Origin of the sequence: Cytophaga aurantiaca DSM 3654 (genome assembly GCF_000379725.1) — a bacterium.
Taxonomy (GTDB): Bacteria; Bacteroidota; Bacteroidia; order Cytophagales; family Cytophagaceae; genus Cytophaga; species Cytophaga aurantiaca.
Genome location: NZ_KB903643.1, coordinates 20476 through 42558, shown reverse-complemented (window position 1 = coordinate 42558; position 22083 = coordinate 20476). Strand labels below are relative to the sequence as shown.

Genomic DNA, 22083 nt, shown 5'->3' with positions numbered 1-22083 from the left:
GTTAATCCACCTTTTGTGTTTCTTATTTCTTCAGTATCTTATTGCAACATTTTACCATTCAGAATAAAATATGAGCTATCTGAAATTCATTTTATTTTTAATCATTTCGATTTTCATACCACTTTTTGTAATGCGCAAGATACTATAGCATCAAAAATAGTATAGTTGACAATTAAAATAATTGTTAACTATAAGAAAAAAACGGTACAACTAGTTAGCGATACAATTGAACAAGAATAATCTCCGATTCCTATGCTTACTGTAAACAATAAAATACTTTTTATTATCCTCTCCTTTGCCTTGGCTTTAGGCATCTTTGGTGGCATTGGGATTGCGATCGGGAATATAGATAATGATACTCCTTTACGGATAGGTGTCATTCTTTTTATATTCACAGGGACGTATATTCTTGCCAAGAATGGAATATTCATACAATCCGATGAGTATCGGTTCACCCGATTGGGAATTTCTATTTTCACCATTGGTTTACTCATGAGATTTATGCATTGGTCGAACGCACAAGAGATCATGTTTATGGGTTATATAAGCATCCCACTGATCTATCTGTATCATATGATCAAACACAAACGGACACAATGGCCTCAATTATTAAAATTTGCATTAACCTTCCTCATAGTATTTGGCCGCTCGTTAGCCATGTTTCACATGCCTTATTCAGAAGAAGTTTCGTTGGTGGCTGTACTATTGCTATTGATCCTACTTGTTGACGCACTGAAAAATAAGAAGATTCCGATGAATGGATAAAACTTGTCTGAGATTTGGATTTATTGGATTAAAAGGATTATTGGATTGTACACAGCTTTTCATAACGTCGTCGAGGTTTTAAATCCCGACGACGTTTTATTTATTAACGGATGCCTTCACTGAAAACGAAGATATCTGTTTCAATTATAAATTATAATGAACTGATTTATCCTGAATTTTGTCTTAAATAAAGTATAAAAAAGAATTTCATGGCAACAACAAATAAAATGAAGGTAGAAGTATGGAGCGACATTATGTGTCCCTTCTGCTACATCGGAAAACGAAATTATGAAACTGGTTTAAAGCAATTTGCTGACAGCAGCAACATAGAGATTGTTTGGAAAAGTTTTCAGCTTGATCCGAACATTCCGCAAGCTGTAGAAGAAAATGTGTATCAATACCTGGCAGATCGGAAAGGCATGAGCTATGAACAATCCGTTCAGATGCACGAGAGTGTTGTGGCAACAGCAAAAAAAGCCGGACTGGAGTACAACTTTGACAAAGCGGTGATCGCAAATTCATTCAATGCGCATCGTATGATTCAGCTGGCAAAAACAAAAGGTCTGGGCGATGCGGCTGAAGAACGTTTGTTCTATGCGTATTTCACAGAAGGAAAAAACTTTGGTAGTGCAGAAGTATTGATAGAATTAGGCAAAGACATTGGTTTAACGGAAGCAGAAGTTAAAACAGCTCTGACAGATGATAGCTATGCCTATAAAGTAAGACAAGATATTGAAGAAGCGCAGCAGTTGGGTGTACGGGGTGTTCCGTTCTTTGTATTTGACCGTAAGTACGCTGTTTCGGGTGCACAACCTCCGCAGGCGTTTTTAGAAACACTGGAAAAATCTTTTTCTGAATGGCGCAAAGAAAACCCAACATCTCCGTTCGAAGTATCTGAAGGACCTACCTGCACAACGGATGGTATATGTGAATAATTGAGTAAAGCCAATAATATGAAAGCGGTATACAAAGGAATCGAATCCTGTGTATGCCGCTTTTTTTATTATACCATTATCTAGATAACATCAGTCACATAAATGTGACGGCAATGAAAGCCGAGCATTTCTTACTCAGAGAGATACTCGGCTTTCATTGCCGTTGGCTTTAGCCAACGGTTAAGCAAATCTATTTGTGCATGAGCCAGATACATTATTCTGTTTTATTAACGTTAAGGTATTGGTACATCTTTTGCTTTTCTGCTTCAGGATGTTGAACTTAACCCTATATTCAATCTGTACGTTAGTTGTACAGACCGAATCCGTAGACTTAATCTGAGATCTTATGAGATTTTTAATCGTAACCATTTTATCATTCTTTACACTTACTCTTGCAATGGCACAAACTGATGGCATGAAACAACGCTGGGACAAAATTGATGAATACTTAAACCAATCTTTACCTAAATCTGCTTTAACAGATCTTCACCTTTTATACAGAGAGGCTGTAGAAAAAAATGATCCAGACAATCAGATCAAAGCCTTGATCTACATCATGCGCTGCAACGATATGTCTGAAGAAGATGCTTTTGAAAAAGACATCGAATTTGTTCGTCAGGAAATTAAAACAGCCTCCTTCCCTGCCAACGCAATACTACAATCCATGCTGGGCGAAATGTACTGGCAATATTTTCAACGCAGAAGATATAATTCAAACATCAGTGCTTCAACAAATGTAGATGACACCGACATACAAACCTGGGATCAGAAGACGATCCTTGAAGCTTCTATAAAAGCATTTAAGGCTTCCTTAAAAGATAAAGATGCGTTACTCAAATTCAATACAGATGTTTTCAAACAGCTTATTTATAGAAGCGGAAATCACGTACATACTGCGAATCTCTATGATTTCCTTGGTAAAAAAGCATTAGATTTTTTCAAATCAAGCGAAGCAAGTGTTTCCCGGCCGGCCGAGCAATTCAATCTGAATGATGTAAATTATTTTTCAAATTCTCCGGAATTCATTGTACTGAACATACAGAGTCATGATGCCTTAAGCCTTCATTTATATGCAATGCAGCTTATGCAGGATCTGGAAAAAGTACATTTGAAAGATGCAGATCAAACGATATTAATTGATCTTGTATTGGCACGATTAAAATTTGTTTCCGCAAATACCGGCTTAAGTAATGCAGCCGATCTTCAGCTTGCGACTTTACTCAAACTTGAACAGACTTCTCTGAAGCTCCCGATATCAACGGACGTAAGTTTTGAGATTGCTGTGATCTGGCACGAACGTTCAAAGATCAATTCCGGAATAAACAATGCCTACATGTATCCGGATGCAAATATTAAAAGCATCCAGATCTGCGATGCTGCAATGGCACGCTTTCCGAATTCAGATGGAGCACATAATTGCGACAATCTGAAGAACACCATTCTGAAACCTTCGCTGAACCTGACAATGGAAGAAGTGAATCTTCCGATGCAGCCGTTTCGCATACGTGTAACCTACAACAACGTACCAACTGTATCTTTTCGGATCATTGCAATAACTCCTGAAGAAGTTGATAAACTTCAAAGTGATCTCAATTATAGATACGATGTAAACCGGTTTGATCTCTTTAAACCTTACATTGAACGTACCGCGATTAAAAAATGGTCGGTTGATCTGATCAAAGACCCACAGCTACGTGAGCATACAACAGAAGTTGTTACAGAAGCACTTCCTACTGGCATGTATCTGATCGTTGCATCAGATGTTTCTAAAATTGAAAAAGAAAAAGCAATTCTGGGTTATACGTTTACCACGGTTTCAAACATCTCGTTCATTGCACGTGGGGTCGAAGGAAAAACGCAGGTATATGTATTGAGTCGCGATACAGGCAAGCCGATCAAGGATGCGAAAGTACGCGCCTTTTCACTTGAATACGATTACACAGCACGCAAGAACAAGAAAAAAATCATCGGAGAATTTACCAGTGATGCCAATGGATATGTAGAAGTATCAATTACAGATAACAAACGTTCGGGTTATGTAAACTTTGACATCAGTACAAAAAACGATCGTCTGGTTTGCGACAACAGAAAATCATCCGGATTTTATTTATACAAAGACGAAGAATACAACAACGATCGGTTCTATGAACGTTCGATGATGCTCTTCACAGACCGCTCTATTTATCGACCGGGACAAACGATCTATTTCAAAGGAATCGTATACGATTCTAAAGCACGAAACACATTCGCCGTTGCAAAAAAATCACAGGTCCGTGTTACGCTATATGATGCCAACTACAAAGAAGTTTCGTATCTGGATCTTATAACCAATGAGTTCGGTTCTGTACAAGGAAGCTTCACCGCTCCTGTAGGCTCGCTCACAGGAAGTATGCACATAAGCGGTGATGATATGGCAAACGCCTATTTCAATGTGGAAGAATACAAACGTCCGAAGTTTGAAGTACGCATGCAGCCGTTAACCGGACAGTATAAACTCAATCAGCAGGTGCAGGTCAAAGCAATAGCCAAAGCGTATGCAGGCAATGCCGTTGATGGTGCTGAAGTTACATATCGTGTGGTTCGCCGTGCACAGATCCCATACTGGTATTCGAAATATTGGAGTAGTTTCAGCAATCAGGAAACTGTTATTGCAACCGGATCAACAACTACAGATAACGATGGTGCATTTACGGTAACGTTTGCAGCACAACCCGATGCATCCGTTTCTCCGGACAGCAAGCCTACCTTTGTTTATACCGTATACGCAGATGTAATTGATATCAATGGCGAAACACACAGCGATGAACTTTCTGTTTCGATCGGATATTCTTCTTTAAACTTAAGCATACAAATCCCTGCAACGATTGAAAAAGGAAAATCAACAACGTTGTCTGTACGGGCAAGCAATCAATCCGGTCAACCGGAATCCGCAACCATTCGTGTTCAGGTATTCAAACTGGAAGCTCCGAAAAAAGTATTGCGCAGAAGACTTTGGGATACTCCGGATAAACCGCTGCTAAGCGAAGCTGCATTCCACAAATTATTTCCGGAAGATGAATACGAAAACGAAACACAGATCGAAAACTATCCGCAAAAACTGATCCTCGAAACGGTGCTGCATACAACCGTTGACAAAGCAGGCGAAATAATCCTTCCGGAAAATTGGGAAACCGGACAGTATGTTGTAAAAGTATCTGCGCTGGATGCAGATAAAGTTGAAAGCATTGCTCAGGCAAATTTCACCAAAACAGATCCGCACAGTGATAAGCTTCCGTATGCAATGGCAGAGTGGACAAATGTATCTCCAACTTCTACAGAGCCCCAAAACAAAGCGGTGTTCGAACTGGGTTCTTCTTTTACAGACATACATGTGATCTGTGAAATAGAGCGCAATGGAGTTATTCTGCGTAAAGAATTTCTATCTATTAAAAACGACATCAAGCGCATTGAACAACTGATCACTGAAGAAGATCGCGGAGGTCTGGCTGTACATTATGCGTTTGTTCATAACAATCGTGTATATGCAGGTACATCCAGCATTTATGTTCCGTTCACAAACAAAGAACTAAGTATTCATTGGGAAACGTTCCGCAATAAGCTTTTACCCGGACAAGCGGAACAATGGCGTTTGACCATTAAGAAAACGAACGGAGAAAAAATGGCAGCAGAATTATTAGCTGGCATGTACGATGCTTCGCTTGATGCATTCAAGCCGCACTACTGGCCTGTTAATCTGTATTCTGAAAACAGCAATCGACTAAGCTGGAACAATTACAGCAATCCTACGTTCGGCACAGATGATTTTACGATCTGGGATTATTACAGAAATGCAGGTTATGGTTCATATAAATACTATGATCAATTCAATTGGTTCAACTATACGTTCGGAAGAAATTACGGAGGTTATGGTGGAAGAGAAATGAGAAAAAAATCTATGTCTGTTGGAGGAGCGAAAGAAGAAGAATCAGAACTATCTGTATCCGCGGACATGGCTGCTGCTGCTCCTATGGCAAGCAGCAATGTAACATACCAATTTTCTTCTTCGGGTAGTGCCGGGAATGGGCCGCTTGCAAAACCTGAACCACTTACAACAGACTCCAAACCCGAAGAGGTGCAGCAACCTGCTATCCGTAAGGACTTCAGAGAAACAGCCTTCTTCTTCCCGGATCTGAAAACAGATAGCGCAGGTAATGTTGTATTAAACTTCAGCATGCCTGAAGCCCTTACCCGCTGGAAGATGATGGGACTAGCCCATACAACAGACATGAGTTATGGCTATACCCAACAGGAAGTCGTTACACAAAAAGATCTGATGGTTGTACCGAATGCTCCGCGTTTCTTACGCGAAGGCGATCAACTTGTATTGTCAGCAAAAGTAACGAACCTAAGCGGTGCACCATTAAAAGGAACCGTAACCTTATACTTGTTTGATGCGGCAACGATGAAGCCGATCGATAAAGAGCTAGGCAACACAGACGCTATAAAATTCTTTGGAGAAGCAAACACACCAAGTGAGGTTAAGAACTGGTCGATCAACGTACCGGGCGGTTATCAGGCCATCACCTATCGAGTAGTTGCAACAGCAGGAAATTTCAGCGATGGAGAAGAGAACGTTATACCTGTATTCTCAAATCGCATGCTGGTTACAGAAAGTGTACCGATGGTTGTTACAAAAGGTCAAACGAAAACATACAATCTGGAAAAACTTGCCACACATAAATCTACTACACTGGTTAATCACCGATTAACACTCGAGTTGACTCCGAACCCCGTATGGTATGCGGTACAGGCCTTGTCTTATCTTGCAGAATATCCATACGAATGTGCGGAACAAACCTTTAGCCGTTATTATGCCAACTCACTTGCAGGCTTTGTTGCCAATAGCAGTCCGGCGTTAAAGCGCATGTTTGATCTTTGGAAAGATCTGGAACCGGATGCCTTGCTTTCAAATCTTGAAAAAAATCAGGAACTGAAAATGTTGTTGTTGGAACAAACACCGTGGTTGCGCGATGCTGAAAATGAAACAGAACAAAAGCGACGCATTGGTCTGTTGTTTGATCTTACCCGCATGAACAGCGAATTAGATCGTGCGATCAGTAAGCTTGAAAAAATGCAGTTAAGCAACGGCGCTTTCCCATGGTTCACGGGTATGCGCGAAGATCGTTACATTACGCAGCATATTCTTACCGGATTGGGCCATCTGAAACACTTAGGCATTCAGGGTAGAAACGATGAGCAGATCGCTGACATGACTGAAAAAGCATTGACATATTGCGATGGTGAGTTATTAAAAGATTACAAAGAATTATTGGCGCGTGCGAAACGCAAAGAAGTTATTCTTGAAGAGGTACGACCATCTTCTATGGAGGTTCATTATTTATATGGAAGAAGCTTCTATCAACGGACTGCAGAAGGCGATCTTGCAAAAGCACTGCAATTTTACAAAGATCAGTCGCGTAAATACTGGACCGAATACAGTTTATATGAACAAGGATTGATTGGCCTTGCCGCATTTCGTGATGGCAACACACAGCTTTCCGGATTGATGCATAAATCCTTTAAAGAACGTGCGATCATTAGCGAAGATAAAGGCATGTACTGGAAAGCAAACGAAGGATATTACTGGTATCAGGCTCCGATCGAGCGTCAGGCCTTACTGATCGAATTCTTTGAAGAAACTGCGAAAGACCGTGCATCCGTTGATCTAATGCGCTTCTGGCTGTTAACACAAAAACAGACTACACACTGGAAGACAACCAAAGCAACAACCGAAGCATGTTACGCATTGTTGTTGAATGGAACATCGTGGCTAAATGAAGACACTACTCTGAGTGTAACCCTAGGAAATACAAAAGTAGATTTCCCGAAAAATGAACTTAGTCCGACTAAGACAAAAGTATGGAACACTACAGAAATAAAACCGGAGATGTCGAAAGTAACACTGAGCAAGCAAGGCGAAGGCATTGCCTGGGGAGCTTTACACTGGCAGTATTACGAAGATCTTGATAAGATCACGACACATAAAAATACACAGGTTCAGTTAACGAAGGAATTGATGCTGGTTTTACAAACAGACACCGGCACAGTACTTACGCCTGTTACGGCGAGTACTGTTTTAAAAGCCGGAGATCTGGTGAAAGTAAAACTCATCATTCGTACCGACCGCGATCTGGAATATGTACACTTACAGGATATGCGTGCAGCAGGCTTCGAGCCATTGAATGTTTTATCAGGTGCTAAATGGAACGGAAGTTTTGGTTATTATGAAAGCACACGTGATGCGTCAACCGATTTCTTTATTGGTTATTTACCAAGAGGAACCTATGTGTTTGAATACAGTCTGCGTGTGAACAATGCAGGTAATTTCTCAAACGGTATCACAAATATTCAATGCATGTATGCACCAGAGTTTAATGCGCATTCACAGGGCATACGCGTGAATATTAAATAATATGGCATTTAAAATTATTTAACATGAATTTTAAAAAGCGTATAACTATAAAAAGTAAAATGTCAAAAGAAGATATATGGAAAAGATTACACAACGTTACAGAGCCTTATAACGAAAAAAACACTTCTTCCTTATTCGAAGGTAGCATTGCCGAAAACTCATTCAGACTTTATCAACTCTTTGATTATGGAATGAAAAATCAATTGAGACCAGAAATCAATGGTATACTTGTTCAAAAAAATGAGTTCAATGAAATAGAACTGGCTTTCAATCTTTCGACTGAAATGAGTATTTTTTGGTGGAGTGTTTTTATAATTAATATAACTCTTATTATTATCCTAGCTACCACTAATTGGCTAATGGATTGCGCAATGTTCCCTTTTGGATGGAAAGTATATGGAGGGTTTTCGCTAGTCGGCTATATAATAGCATTATTGATTTATTATAATAAAGTAAAAGAGTGCACAGAAAAATTGGTAGTCTTATGCAAAGGCAAAATAATAAGTTAAGAATAAAATTTTTCCAACCATGACATCACCCAACTCCCTTCACAGCGACCTGCTCCTTGCAAAAGAACTGATCTATGATGTTTGTGGTTTGGAGTTTAAAAATTTCCAGCAGCATACGGAAAGTACAGAATATGCTGCCTGTTCTTATGAATTAAATGGAAATAAAATTGAACATCGTTGCTCTAAAATTACACCAACTAAAATCGGACAGTTTGTTACTATCTGGAAACGGAATGCAGAAGGTATTACTGCTCCTTTTGATGTTTCCGATGGAATAGATTTTATTATTATCACTGTCAGAAGCGATGAGAACATTGGTCAATTTATTTTCCCAATACCCATTTTAGCAGATAAAGGTATTGTAAGCAGAAAGGGTTCATCAGGAAAGCGGGGGATCCGTGTATATCCGCCCTGGGATCAACCAACCAGCAAGCAAGCTTTGGCAACACAAGCGTGGCAATCTGGTTTTTTCTTAGCAATCAAAAATGAGCACTTAGAAGACCGCATGAGGAAATTATTAACCGGACAATAACATTTCTCTAATCCTTAAAACTTCAATGAATGTTTGCTACATTTATATATAATTTCACAATTTAAGCTTTGTGTGTAAACTCCTTTTAAAATGAAAAACAGTATCTTTTTATTCTTGTTTTTAATTTCCATCTCTACGTTTGCTGCAACAAACTGCAACATTGGAAACGAAAGTTCTACAGGATATACAAATCCGGCTGATCCTATTTATAAAAATTATTTATTGGGTATTAAGTTTACTTTATCCAATGCAGGTACGCTAAAGTCTTTAAATTTACTTGGAAGAAATTCACAAAGCAGTGTGAAAATGGCTTTGTATAAAAGTGAAGCTGATACTGTGGGAGCTCTCATTGCAGAAACTGCTGCAGGAACAGTTAAATCAGGAATTATTTCTCTTGCCGTTACACCTACCTTTCTTGATGTGGGAGACTACTGGATTATGGCGGTATACAGCGCAGATGGTAGCCATACGTATTCAAAGACACTAAACGACAATGTTATCTATTACAAAACAATGACTTTCACCGATGGCATACCAACCACTGGTAAGGGTTTTAAAAAATACACCAATACGACGTTTACCTATTTCCTGGGAATCGATTGCGGTAATACAACAGCAATTACGCAGGCAAACAATTCTGCTGTAATTAATTTTTATCCCAACCCGGCAAGCGATCAGGTTACGATCAATACACAACCAAGTCTTATCGGCGAAACCTATCGCATTACAAACATTTCCGGAACGGAGCTAAGAACGGGCGTATTAACTGATGAAACAACTGTAGTTGATATTAGTGAATTACAAGCTGGTTTTTATTTTATGCTCCTTGGAGACAGAGAACGGGAAACAATAAAGTTTGTCAAGCAATAAAAAAAATTCATTATTAAAAATGAAACATATAAAATTCAATGTTGTTTTATTTATTCTTCTGTTACTATTTTTCTGGATATTAATTTTTGTAGCATTGATTGCAGCTGCTGCAGAAGATGAAGGCACAATCGGAACAAATCCTGTTTGGATTATATTTGCTAAATTATTCTATATCTTACGTTTTCCCACACATACGCTTTTATGGGAATTCATAACAAATGGACGCATGTATCTGTTTTTGTCTGGTCTAGTGTTTAATGGATTATTTTATGCATTTATAACAGAGCGGATCACTTCATTTATATTACTTAAAAAAAGAGAGGAGTGAAATCGTAGCGACTTCACTCCTCTCTTTTTATTATTTATTTTTTAAGAATTACTTCACACGTTCAACGTATTCGCCCGTCTCTGTATTGATTCTGATTTTATCACCCGTTTCAACAAATAACGGAACAGAAACTTTTACTCCATCTCCTACTTCAGCAGGTTTTAATGATTTAGAAGTAGAATCTCCTTTGATTCCTTTTTCCGTATACGTTACTTCCAATTCAACATGCTTAGGAAGCAAGCCATCTAACGGCTGCTCTTCGTCGTCGAAGCGAATCGATAAGATCATTTCTTCTTTTACAAATTTGATTGCATCACCAAAAGCTACTTTAGGAATTGAAATTTGTTCGAACGTTTCCTGATTCATACAAACCAACGAATCGCCTTCTTCATATAAATATTGCATCTCTACAACTGTTACACGAACGATGTCAACCTTCTCGCCAGATCTGAAACGAACTTCACTTTGTTTTCCGGTTTTAACATTGCGGCATTTTGTAGAATAAATTGCATTGCCTTTTCCAGGCGTAATGTGATCGTAACTTAATACTGTTAGAAGTTCACCATCCTGTTTGAAAAAACATCCTTTTGAGATATCTGAAGTAGTAGCCATATATAAATTTTAATATTGTAATTTTTAAGCGATTATAAAGGTATTCACAGAAAGTGAGATTGGCAAATAAATTCTCTCAGAATACAAGTAATACACTATATATTAACAACTTACTATCAGTCATTTGTAAAATTAAGATTCCTGATTTTCGCTCCTTTTTCGTTTTTCTCCTATAAAGCTGTTTTAAAGAATTATATCCCAACTTTCAATCCTGAAAACAGGCTTACACCTTGCAGGATATTTCTGTATCTTCACACCCGAAAGCCTTTCCTTATTATGCTCTTTAATTCCATTCCGTTTGCCTTTTTCTTAATACTCTTTTTTATAGGCTACTGGTTTGTCTTTAATAAAAATATCCGTCTTCAAAATGCATTTGTTTTTGTAAGCAGTTATGTGTTTTACGGTTGGTGGGATTGGCGTTTCTTGTTTTTAATTTCCTTCAGTTCGTTACTTGGTTTCGGTATTGGCTGGTGGATGGATAGCACGCCGGAAGAGCGCATCCGCAAGCGCTTGCTAACGCTTTCCATAGTTATTAATGTATTGTTTCTGGCAGCATTTAAATACCTGAACTTCTTTATAGACTCAACCGAAACACTCATACACAAGCTTGGCTTCGAGGCTGATTTTATAACGCTTCACTGGATCTTACCGATCGGAATCAGCTTCTATACCTTTCACAACATCAGCTATATTGTTGATGTATACCGCAAACACATTCAGGCTACAAAAGATCCGATCGTCTATCTCTCTTTCATGAGCTACTTTCCGCAGTTGGTTGCAGGCCCCATACAACGGGCTAAAGATCTCATTCCTCAGTTTCAACACGTACGAATATTTAATTACGCACAAGCAACAGCAGGCTTACAGCAATTACTTTGGGGGTTGTTTAAAAAAGTTGTGATCGCCGACACGTGTGCACACTATGCAAATAATGCATTCGCTCATTACGAAGCACTTTCGGGATTGCAACTCCTATTAGGTGTTGTGTTTTTTGCATTCCAGATCTATGGCGACTTCAGCGGGTATACCGACATGGCATTAGGCATCAGTAAATTATTTGGAATTGAATTAACAACCAATTTTAAAACACCTTACTTTGCCCGTTCCATTCCTGACTTCTGGAGACGCTGGCACATTTCACTTACAACGTGGTTCAAAGATTATGTATACATTCCACTGGGTGGAAATAAAAAAGGAATGGCTGTTACCTTACGAAATACCTTTATCATTTTTCTTGTATCCGGTTTTTGGCATGGCGCAAACTGGACATTCATCGTCTGGGGATTATTGAACGCCATTTATTTTATTCCGTATCTTTTTTTAAAAATGGATTCGAAAGAAAAAAATTATTCTGTAACAGATTACCTGCAGATGTTTCTTGTATTTGTTGCCATTTGCTTTGCATGGATCTTTTTCCGTGCAGCAAGCCTTACAGAAGCAATGGCATACATCAAACATTTATTTGGCAATTCATTCATCACAACTTCTTATTTAACTGTATTTCCAATAAGCATCTTACTGCCGCTGATATTCTTACTGAACATAGAATGGATCTATTTCAGAAAAGATGGATTTAAACCCATCCATTTTCCCAGCCAATGGATAGCTTGGCCTGTATACATCTGTCTTGCCTTTATCATACTTATGAATATGTCTTTTCATAAAAACAGTGATTTCATTTACTTTCAATTTTAATTATGAAGTCATTCGTTATAAAAATAAGTCTGTTTGTATCTATGCTGATTCTAATCAGTTATGGTATGTACTCTATACTGAATATGTATCAGCAAAAGTATTACGGCTCACGCACGAAAGTCAGATGGGCAATGGAATTAAAAGACAAACATGTCGATTATTTATTTCTAGGTTCGTCCAGAATGGCCAACATGATTGCAATGCAGGATTTTGATCGATCCATGCAGAGTTCTTCGCTGAATATTGCTACATCAGGCTCTTCGTACGGAGAAAGCTATTTGCTTTTTCAGCAGTATTTAAAAAATGGAAATACCGCAAAATCATTGATCTTATCTTTGGATCTGTTTAAAGGAAGACATACAAAAAAAGATATTGAAGTACTTACACCACTTGTATTGAAGCACTTCGATTTTTTCCCGTATTATCAACAAGCACATGTGCGTGATGTATATGCAGACTACACCGACAGCTGGCATTTATATCTGTGGGATTATCTGCCGTTCAGCCGCTACGCAGAATTTAATCAGTACTTTAAAGTTGATTCTGCTCTTGCTTATTTTACTGAACATAAACAGGTAGCTATTCCATACAACACAACAAATGGAGAACAGCTGATTACAAACCACACATTTAAGGGTGAAAAATATGCTGCTCCCGGAATTATATATATTGGCCCACGTGCTGAAAAATATTTATTAGCTACATTAAAATTGGCGAAGGAAAATAACATACAGATCATTTTGGTATCAGCACCGTATTACAGCATGGCATTGTTCGACAGAACATACCATACAAGGTATGTACACTTTCTGGAAGAACAATACGGTGCTCGATACATTGATTTTACTGCTTCAAAAACATGGCAAGAAGCACGCTGCTTTTCTGATCCGATTCATACCAACGACATAGGAAGCAGAATCTATACACAGATGCTTGCCGATAGTTTATCACGTAAATAAAAAGTCATGTCCACCATTCGATTAGAAACCAACATCCTTGCCCCTATCGAAATTTGTTTTGATGTTTCAAGAAGCATTGACATACATTTGGAGTCAACCAAACATACGGGGGAAACAGCTATTGCCGGCAAAACGAGCGGACTCATTGATATGGGTGAATCTGTTACCTGGCGCGCTAAACATCTGGGAGTCTGGCAAACATTCACCAGTAAAATTACTGCATTTAATGCACCTGTTTATTTTGTAGATGAAATGGTTCAGGGTGCGTTTGCTTCGATGAAACACGAGCATATTTTTGAAGTCGAAGAAAATTATACGCGCATGATCGATGTGTTTCAGTTTGAATCTCCTCTGGGTATTTTAGGAAAACTCGTGAATCAAATCTTCCTGACTACATACATGCGGAACTTCTTAATACACCGAAACGAGGTAATTAAAACAGAAGCAGAACGTCTGGCAAAAACTCAACATTAAGCCCGCATATAATCAGGCTTCCAATTTTTAATCGATCGTTTAATCTCATCCGCGGATAAATCTTCCTGTATGGCACGATCCGTGAGTGTTGCAAATTCTTCATCAGAAGCAAAACGAAGTGCCGCCAACTGAGAAAACGACAAAGGTTTTGCAAGCGTATCCAATCGTTTGTTCGTACTGGCAAAATACCTGTAGTAAACTTCAAGCCGGACAATCCTATTTTGATTGTTCAATGCATAATGCTGGCGCATCATAAAAGATAAGGCCGCAAGTAATAGAAACAAACCCATAATAGCCAACCATATAAGCGCACTACCTGCCTGCTGAAACACCAAATACGCGGATACCCCTGCACAGGTAAGCACGACAGGATAAAAAACGAAATGATGCGGAGTATAATAACGCGTGTGGTTTGAGTAATTTTGTGCTTTCATAAATCTACGATAATTAAATAAGTTGCAAAGTGGTCGGACGGACAAAAAGCCGTCTGACCACTTGAGTAACATCATTCGTCAGACCACTTTTTTGTGGTCCGACGAATTGTTTTATGTTCTAATTTGCCCCTCCAAATAGTGTTTAATTTCCTTAATTTATACTAAATTGGGTATGAATGAAAGATTTTATCAATCAATAGTTACACGCACCTTTTAACTTTAGCATGTATGACTGAAAAAGAGATTGTTGATTATTTACACAACAACGAAATTCATAAAATAAAATTTGCCTTTACAGATATTGATGGTGTGTTGAGAGGAAAACTTATTCATACTACTAAATTTTTAGAAGGTCTAAAAGATGGAATTGGTTTTTGCGATGTAGTTTTTGGCTGGGACAGTGCAGATGCCTGTTACGATAATGTTGAACTAACCGGTTGGCAAAGCGGCTATCCCGATAAGCTTGCACACATAGATCTTGATACCTTCCGCGTTATTCCATGGGACAACAATACGCCATTCTTTCTTGCGGATTATAAAAAAAATGATCTAACAGATCTGGCTGTTTGTCCGAGAACACTTTTAAAAAAGATAGCTTCCGAATGCAAGTCAATGGGCTTTGTACCATCGTTTGCACAGGAATTCGAATGGTTCAATTTTAAAGAAACGCCACAAAGCTTAGAAGAAAAAAACTTTCATCAGCTAACTCCGCTTACACCGGGCATGTTTGGTTATTCCATACTTCGTACTTCCCTAGAAGATGCATACTACAACGATCTGTTCGATTTATTATGTGCCTTCAATATTCCGATCGAAGGACTGCATACGGAAACAGGTCCGGGTGTATATGAAGCAGCATACTTTCACGATGAAATTTTAAAAGCAGCCGACAATGCAGCATTGCTTAAAACATCTGTAAAAGAGATAGCAAACAAACACGGAATCATAGCTACATTCATGGCTAAGATCAGTGAAAAGCTTCCGGGCTGCAGCGGCCATATTCACCAGAGTTTATGGAACACCGATAAAACAAAAAACTTATTTTATGATGCAAACGCAGAACATAATATGAGTGAATTGTTCAATCAATATCTGGCAGGTCAATTGTATTGTTTACCGCATATCGTTCCAATGCTGGCCCCAACAGTGAATAGCTACAAACGTTTGGTAGAAGGTGCATGGGCGCCCACAACGATTACCTGGGGATTTGACAACCGTACTACTGCCCTGCGTGTGTTAAATCACTCGCATAAAGCATGCCGTTTGGAACAGCGTGTTTCGGGTGCAGATACAAACCCTTACCTGGCAATGGCAGCTTCATTAGCATCTGGCTTGTATGGAATAAAACATAAGCTGTCATTGAACGTACAAGCTACAACTGGAAACGGATACAGCAATAAATCAAACGGCAGTATTGCAGGCAATTTAATGGATGCCACACAGATCATGAAAAAGTCTGACATAGCAAAAGAATTATTTGGTGCTGAATTTGTAGAACATTTCACGGCAACCCGTGAATGGGAATGGAGACAATTTTCAAAACATGTGAGCGATTGGGAATTAAAACGCTACATGGAAATCATTTAAATAACCGCACAGAACATACACAGTCAATGGAATTAAAGGATTTCTCAACCATTATCAGTAAAGCCTGGCAAGGGTTTGATAATAGCAAAGAGATAAAAAAAATTGAAGATATAAGTGCAAAAGTATCTACCAACCACGTTCACAGAGTAACCTTTGTAGACGATGATATTGTAATTGCAAAAATATCTTTCTTTGGACAATATGAAAATTTCAAAGAAGACCATCGCATCATTCATGCACTTTCAAATAATTTATTATACCCTTTTGAAAATGTATTAGGCAAATCACTGCTTAAAAACAATCAGGTATATACATTCCGATATCAGGAAAACAACATCGATGCATGGGTTGTTTTTTATAACCCTGTGCGTACACAAAACAGGCTTCCACGCAGATTAGACGAAAACGATATCCGTAAGTTGGGAGAGCAAATGGGCAAGTTTCACAAAGCCTGCTCCAAAGTGCGAAATGTAATTCCAAAATCTTCTAAAACACTTCGTACCGATATTTATAAGTTATTGGATGCATTGGATGCAAACGAAAATCTTTTCGGCTCCCGCGAGCGTTCGGATTATTTAAAACACCATTGCGAACAATTTTTAAAGAACCGAAATAAATTAGGCGTGAAGCAATTTGATATCATGCCCATATTTATTGATTGGAACATCGGAAACTTTTCCGTTACCGACAAGTTCGAATTGTTTTCCCGCTGGGATTACGACTGGTTTAGAATGAGCTACCGCATGCTGGATTTTTATTTTTTCAGCAGAGTAGTATCCGATGTGGGTGATCGCACAGCATTTAGTTATCTCATAGGTCCTTTAATGGAAGACCGTTTCATTATGTTCCTTGAAGAATATCACAAGGTGAATCCATTAACAAAAAATGAGATCTTATTCTTAAAAGAAGGATATCGTTTTTTCATTTTAAACTATGTGATGAAAGACGGCAATTACTTCTTCAATGAAAAGTATGCAACCAAACTTCAAGCCGAAGCATTTGAAATATACCTTCCATCTATTGAAAAAGAATTTGATGCAAGTAAAATATTAGAAGCATTAAAACTGAATTAATACGAACTAACCTTGCGCATACATCTGTAAGATGTAATCCCTAAAACCAACGTACATGCAAATCGAATCATTCAAATCCATTCTTCCAAAATACAAAGCTATATTTTTCGATGCCTTTGGTGTTCTTAAAAACTATAATGGTTTATTACCCGGTATTGAAAATACCTTTGCGTATTTGAAAGAGCAAGGACAGGATTATTATATTGTTACGAATGATGCATCCCGTAGTCCGAAGCAATTGGCTGAATCGTATCATAAACTTGGTTTGATGGCCATTACAGAGGATCGTATCATATCTTCCGGTATGATCACAAAAGAATACATCGATCTGAAAGTGGACGGCGGTATTGTAGCTTATTTAGGAACCGAAAACTCGGCACACTATTTGCAAACTCCTGAAATAAAATTGCTGCCCGTAAGTGCTATCAACGACAGTAATATTGGCGAGGTGAATGCACTTGTATTACTTGATGACGAAGGGTTCAACTGGTTTCATGATTTAAATAAAACAGTAAATTTATTACGCAAGCGAACCATACCTGCAATTGTAGCAAATACCGACAACACCTACCCGCTTACAAAACATGATGTAGCGATTGCTATTGGTGGTGTTGCTACAATGATTGAGAGTATATTGGGCAGACGATTCATTCGCTTTGGCAAACCCGATTCTCAAATGTTTATGTTTGCCTACGATATGCTCAGACAAAAATCAGACATTACGAAACGTGAAATTTTAATGGTTGGAGACACCTTACATACAGATATTTTAGGTGGTAATAAATTCGGGTTGGATACAGCACTTGTATTAACAGGAAATACACGTATTGACGATGCTGAAACAAAAATAAAATCTACAGGTATTGTACCAACACATATCTGCGAATCTGCAGTAATCGAATAATTTTAAATATAAAACAACTAACTAATTTTACCCTATATGAAAAAAATATTGCTCGTCGCTGGTTTGCTATTTTGCTCGCAAACCATTTTTGCCCAATTAGAAAAGGGCATGTTCGCTATCGGACTAACTTCAGCATTCACTTCCAACAAAACAGTGAATGAAACGAATTCTTCTCCAGCACATTACAATGATACGCGCACGTACAAATCGTATAATCTAGCTCCAACCCTTAGTTATTTTCTTACGAACCGTTTTGCAGTCGGACTTTCAGTTGGATATGCCGGTTACAAAGATATACATGAAAATACAAATACGGATATTCCATTGACTCAAAAAAGTTATTTCTACGACGAAACCACTTCGAATGGAACAAACGTTTCACCTTTCATAAAATATTATTTTCCATTAAGTGATCATTTTAATTTTCTACTCAAAGCAGGATTTTCCAATACCTTCAGTACAGGAAAAACTTCCGGCTATGAAGAACTTACTAATTATGATGGGGCTGGAAATGCAACCAGTGTTACAAGATCAAATGAGTATGGCCCTAACAAAACAAAAACCATGGATATGACTACCGGAATCAGTCCGGGTGTGTTATTTATGCCGGGCAAAAAAATCGGTTTAGAATTTTCATTGGGTAATGTGATTGCATATAGTTCACGTACTTCTAAAACAACTGACAATGCAACCGGCAATACAACCAAGGCAACAACAACCGGTTTGCAGTTTTTCAACTTCAATACAATCAGCATCGGTACAGGTATTTATTACTTCTTTTAAGAAATAGCGTTCATCTATTACAAAAAAAGTCTTCTCATTTAAGGGAAGACTTTTTTATTTTCTGAACCAAAGAGACAGTTGTACAAAAGGTTTATACAGCCAATAAACGGGATCGTATAGTTTTAATATATTCAGATATTCCTCAACGAGCTCTACGTAGTTGTATCTATATGCTTGTCGTGCTTCATACCTACAGCGCTTTACCAATGCCTGTTTTTCACTATCTGATCTACACAGCCACCAGGCTTTTCTACATACCTGTAAGGTAGAATCAAACATAAATTCTTTATGAGAAGTATAAAATCCGGAAGATAAGGAAGCAGGAACATTTCGTTTCGCAGAAAGGATCTCCGGAATATAACGGTATTCAACTATACGTGATGAACGGATCCAAAAATCAAAATCTTCATACGCCAGCGATTCATCGTACCCATTCAATTTCTCAAACACTTCTCTGCGCACCATCATCCCAACAGGGTTGATGTAGTACTGACTTAATACCGCATCAAATACATTACCTTCAGGAATCTTACTTGGATGACTTTTATGATGGAATGCAGGATAATGTGGGGACAAGACCTTACCATTTATATCAATGAGATCAACATTAGTAAATACAACACCAGTCTTCTTATCCGATTGTTGAAACAGTGCTACCTGTTTTTCAATTCGTGTTGAATACATGAGATCATCCAATGCAAAATCAATGATGTATGCTCCTTTGGCTAACGCAAAGGCATTATTAAACGATCTGCAATTGCCCGCATTAATATCATTTTTAAAAAATTGTACTGAACGTCCTTGAATATATTCTTCGATAACAGCTGCGCTAGCATCCGTACTTGCATCGTCTACAATGATCAGTTCAATGTTTGAATATGTCTGGTTATAAACAGACTCTAAAGCCTCTTTGATATAAGGAGCATGATTATAACTTAGTGCAATAACCGTTACAAGCGGCTGTTCTCTACCATCCATACATTTCTATAATAGAAGATCACCAATACACTGTATACAACGTAGCGCATCAGGTTTGCCATCGCCATAACTTCCCATGTAAAATAGTCTGTTCCAAAAATAAATACCAGTATAAACGCCGCACCGGAAATAATTTCATACACAATAAATCTTCTGGTATCTGAAGAAGCCATCAACAAATATGCTCCTACCCAAGACACACATCTCAACCAATCGCCGATCAGGATCAGCAAAAAATATTTATCTGCCTTTATAAATTCTTTAGAAAATAAAATCTGAAACAACAAATCACGCAATACGAACATTGAAGCCACACCTATGAATGTTACAGGAACATACAAGAGCATAAACTTTTTAACAAAAGCATGCAGTGCCTGTTTGTCTTTAATACTTTCAGCTGCATACGGATAAAAAATAGTTGAAAGAAATGCCCCACATAAAAAAACAAATGCCTGAGATATTTTAACAGCCGATTGCCACAATCCCGATTCATAGGGACCGATCAGATCAAAGGCAATTTCACGAACTACATAATCCAGAAATTTCCCCGACAACAAAGATACCACACCCATAATGATCAATGGCATAAAATAATCTTTGCTGCTGAATACCGATGTAACGTCCTTCCATGAATATTGAAACTTTCTAAAAACGGTAAAGAACATGTAAATAAAAACCGGAAAATTAGAAAGCGTTACAGCCAATATGATCCAGTAGAGAGAATCTGTAATATCAAAGTATAAACAGCATCCCATTCCCAATACAGAAGTAATGCCCAATAAAAATGTATATACGGCATAGCGCTTCAGTTTATGTCGGGCGACCATCCACGAAGATGCAAGCAAATTCAATACAAATAGAAAGAATGAAACACCAATCAGCAAAGAGGAACCTTTATCCAGAAATAATTCTTCCAGGGGTGAGTCTGCCCAGTACATATACACAATCAGACAGATCCATTGAATAAGAAATATGAATACATTCCAGACAACGGTATGTGTAATGATTCTTCCGGTATGTGCCTTACTGTCCTGCTCTTGTGTTAATTCGTTGATGAAAGCTTTATGAATTCCTTCCTGCGGAATATGCATAAAGAAGGCAACCAGATTTTGATAATGTGTTAATAGGGCTAAACCAATCGGACCAAAATAAACCGAAACGATTTTATTGTAGACAAAACCAAAGCCTACATTTAAGAAGATACTGACTAATGAAAAAAAACTGCTGCGAATTTGATTCATAACAAGGCAAATGTACGGATTCAGATCAAAAATAAATAATCTAATTCGCCCTAAAACAACAAGGTATATGTTCTTTTACTGCAATCTTTTGCACCTACATGCTTTTTGAATTGATGCAGACCTTCATTCAGCACCCCATCTACGGATGAGATTCCAAGATCAATAAGAGTATAATTTTCCTGAACCGCCTTTTCATAAAGGGTTTCAATCAGCAAAACCGTTGGACTTAATTCGGCATAAGCCGGATCAGAAGCTGCAATAAAATAATACAACACCTCTTTATTCACACGAACAAAAACAGTATTGGCAATCAATCTGTCGTTTAAAAATACTCCAGCATAAGTATATACATCCGGAATGGCAGAAAGCGAATAATAATCTTCTTTGGAAATGGTGATTGGAAAACCTTTATCCATACGTGCATTGCAATACACATTGTACCAATCATCTGTCTCTACACGATCAAACAATTCTACACGCATTCCCAACTTCTTTGCATTGTTCAGTCGTCTTCTTTTTTGAGCATCAATGTCTGCAACAAACAAACGTTCCGTGTTCACGACAATATACTGATTGGTTTCATTTACCTCCTCCTTAAAACCATTAGCAAGCAGTGCTTGATGTATTGCCTCCCAAACGTTTGTCTGATAACATTGTGGTGCTTGTTTAATAACCAATGATGTTGCACGTCTTGCAGCAAGATCGGTTTTCAGTTCTTTAATAAAATCAGATACATGCGTAGAGATCGTACATTCAATGCCTGCAAAGGGAGCGCAATAACCGCTCACATAATTCCCTTCAGATATTTCTACACAATTCAATAAAATATCCGGAGCAATTGTTTTATCAGCAAACGAATGTACCGTTGCTTGATGTGCATGCAAATAAAAATATTGATTGAATAAAAATTGAGCAGGAATGCTTTTCGCTATCGTAGATGAGATCAGCACTGC

General features: G+C 38.1%; 19 protein-coding genes. 14 read left to right on the top strand and 5 right to left on the bottom strand.

Going from position 1 to position 22083, the window contains the following annotated elements:
• Positions 1–252 precede the first annotated feature (252 nt).
• From A3EE_RS0111455 to A3EE_RS0111425, 7 genes are all read left to right on the top strand, one after another.
• Complete coding sequence (locus tag A3EE_RS0111455; protein ID WP_018343586.1) at positions 253–765, top strand: hypothetical protein; 513 nt, start codon at positions 253–255, stop codon at positions 763–765.
• A 209-nt stretch (positions 766–974) separates the two neighbouring features.
• A complete protein-coding gene (locus A3EE_RS0111450; protein WP_018343585.1) occupies positions 975–1700 on the top strand; it encodes a DsbA family oxidoreductase in 726 nt (241 codons plus the stop codon).
• A 346-nt stretch (positions 1701–2046) separates the two neighbouring features.
• A complete protein-coding gene (locus A3EE_RS0111445; protein WP_018343584.1) occupies positions 2047–8151 on the top strand; it encodes an alpha-2-macroglobulin family protein in 6105 nt (2034 codons plus the stop codon).
• A 59-nt stretch (positions 8152–8210) separates the two neighbouring features.
• On the top strand, positions 8211–8660 hold the full coding sequence (locus A3EE_RS0111440) for a hypothetical protein (protein WP_211208932.1): 450 nt from the start codon (positions 8211–8213) through the stop codon (positions 8658–8660).
• Between the two features lie 19 nt (positions 8661–8679).
• Entirely contained in the window at positions 8680–9192 is a 513-nt protein-coding gene (locus A3EE_RS0111435; protein ID WP_018343582.1) for a MepB family protein, read from the top strand.
• A gap of 90 nt (positions 9193–9282) precedes the next feature.
• Positions 9283–10062, top strand: coding sequence for a T9SS type A sorting domain-containing protein (locus A3EE_RS0111430; RefSeq protein WP_018343581.1), 780 nt, complete (start codon positions 9283–9285; stop codon positions 10060–10062).
• Between the two features lie 19 nt (positions 10063–10081).
• Positions 10082–10390 (top strand): hypothetical protein, encoded by a 309-nt coding sequence (locus A3EE_RS0111425; protein ID WP_026209739.1) that lies wholly within the window; start codon positions 10082–10084, stop codon positions 10388–10390.
• A gap of 48 nt (positions 10391–10438) precedes the next feature.
• Here the strand turns inward: A3EE_RS0111425 and efp are convergent, their stop codons facing one another.
• Positions 10439–11002 carry an elongation factor P gene (gene efp / locus A3EE_RS0111420; RefSeq protein ID WP_018343579.1) on the bottom strand — a complete coding sequence of 188 codons (564 nt, stop codon included), beginning with the start codon at positions 11000–11002 and terminating at the stop codon, positions 10439–10441.
• A gap of 276 nt (positions 11003–11278) precedes the next feature.
• Between efp and A3EE_RS0111415 the strand changes: the two genes are divergently transcribed.
• Genes A3EE_RS0111415 through A3EE_RS0111405 form a run of 3 tightly spaced genes read left to right on the top strand, consistent with a single transcriptional unit; the run spans position 11279 to position 14130 of the window.
• Complete coding sequence (locus tag A3EE_RS0111415) at positions 11279–12697, top strand: MBOAT family O-acyltransferase (protein ID WP_018343578.1); 1419 nt, start codon at positions 11279–11281, stop codon at positions 12695–12697.
• Positions 12698–12699: 2 nt separating this feature from the next.
• A complete protein-coding gene (locus A3EE_RS0111410; RefSeq protein ID WP_157446991.1) occupies positions 12700–13656 on the top strand; it encodes an SGNH/GDSL hydrolase family protein in 957 nt (318 codons plus the stop codon).
• Between the two features lie 6 nt (positions 13657–13662).
• Positions 13663–14130, top strand: coding sequence for an SRPBCC family protein (locus tag A3EE_RS0111405; protein ID WP_018343576.1), 468 nt, complete (start codon positions 13663–13665; stop codon positions 14128–14130).
• Here A3EE_RS0111405 and A3EE_RS0111400 read toward each other — a convergent pair.
• A complete protein-coding gene (locus tag A3EE_RS0111400) occupies positions 14127–14564 on the bottom strand; it encodes a DUF6526 family protein (RefSeq protein ID WP_018343575.1) in 438 nt (145 codons plus the stop codon). The genes A3EE_RS0111405 and A3EE_RS0111400 overlap by 4 nt on opposite strands.
• A gap of 228 nt (positions 14565–14792) precedes the next feature.
• On the opposite strand from A3EE_RS0111400, the gene A3EE_RS0111395 reads away from it, so the two are divergent.
• From A3EE_RS0111395 to A3EE_RS0111380, 4 genes are read left to right on the top strand one after another with little or no spacing between them, the layout of a single operon-like run.
• Positions 14793–16151 (top strand): glutamine synthetase family protein, encoded by a 1359-nt coding sequence (locus A3EE_RS0111395; RefSeq protein ID WP_018343574.1) that lies wholly within the window; start codon positions 14793–14795, stop codon positions 16149–16151.
• A gap of 26 nt (positions 16152–16177) precedes the next feature.
• Positions 16178–17224, top strand: coding sequence for a hypothetical protein (locus A3EE_RS0111390; RefSeq protein WP_026209738.1), 1047 nt, complete (start codon positions 16178–16180; stop codon positions 17222–17224).
• Between the two features lie 55 nt (positions 17225–17279).
• On the top strand, positions 17280–18128 hold the full coding sequence (locus A3EE_RS0111385) for a TIGR01459 family HAD-type hydrolase (RefSeq protein WP_018343572.1): 849 nt from the start codon (positions 17280–17282) through the stop codon (positions 18126–18128).
• Positions 18129–18164: 36 nt separating this feature from the next.
• Entirely contained in the window at positions 18165–18911 is a 747-nt protein-coding gene (locus A3EE_RS0111380; RefSeq protein WP_018343571.1) for an outer membrane beta-barrel protein, read from the top strand.
• Positions 18912–18965: 54 nt separating this feature from the next.
• Here A3EE_RS0111380 and A3EE_RS0111375 read toward each other — a convergent pair whose 3' ends face one another.
• The 3 genes from A3EE_RS0111375 to A3EE_RS0111365 are packed head-to-tail and all read right to left on the bottom strand — an operon-like array spanning position 18966 to position 22080.
• Complete coding sequence (locus tag A3EE_RS0111375) at positions 18966–19889, bottom strand: glycosyltransferase family 2 protein (protein WP_018343570.1); 924 nt, start codon at positions 19887–19889, stop codon at positions 18966–18968.
• Positions 19862–21130, bottom strand: coding sequence for an O-antigen translocase (locus tag A3EE_RS0111370; protein WP_018343569.1), 1269 nt, complete (start codon positions 21128–21130; stop codon positions 19862–19864). The genes A3EE_RS0111375 and A3EE_RS0111370 overlap by 28 nt, the downstream gene beginning before the upstream one ends.
• Positions 21131–21180: 50 nt before the next feature.
• Positions 21181–22080 carry a GNAT family N-acetyltransferase gene (locus A3EE_RS0111365; RefSeq protein WP_018343568.1) on the bottom strand — a complete coding sequence of 300 codons (900 nt, stop codon included), beginning with the start codon at positions 22078–22080 and terminating at the stop codon, positions 21181–21183.
• Positions 22081–22083: the final 3 nt, after the last annotated feature.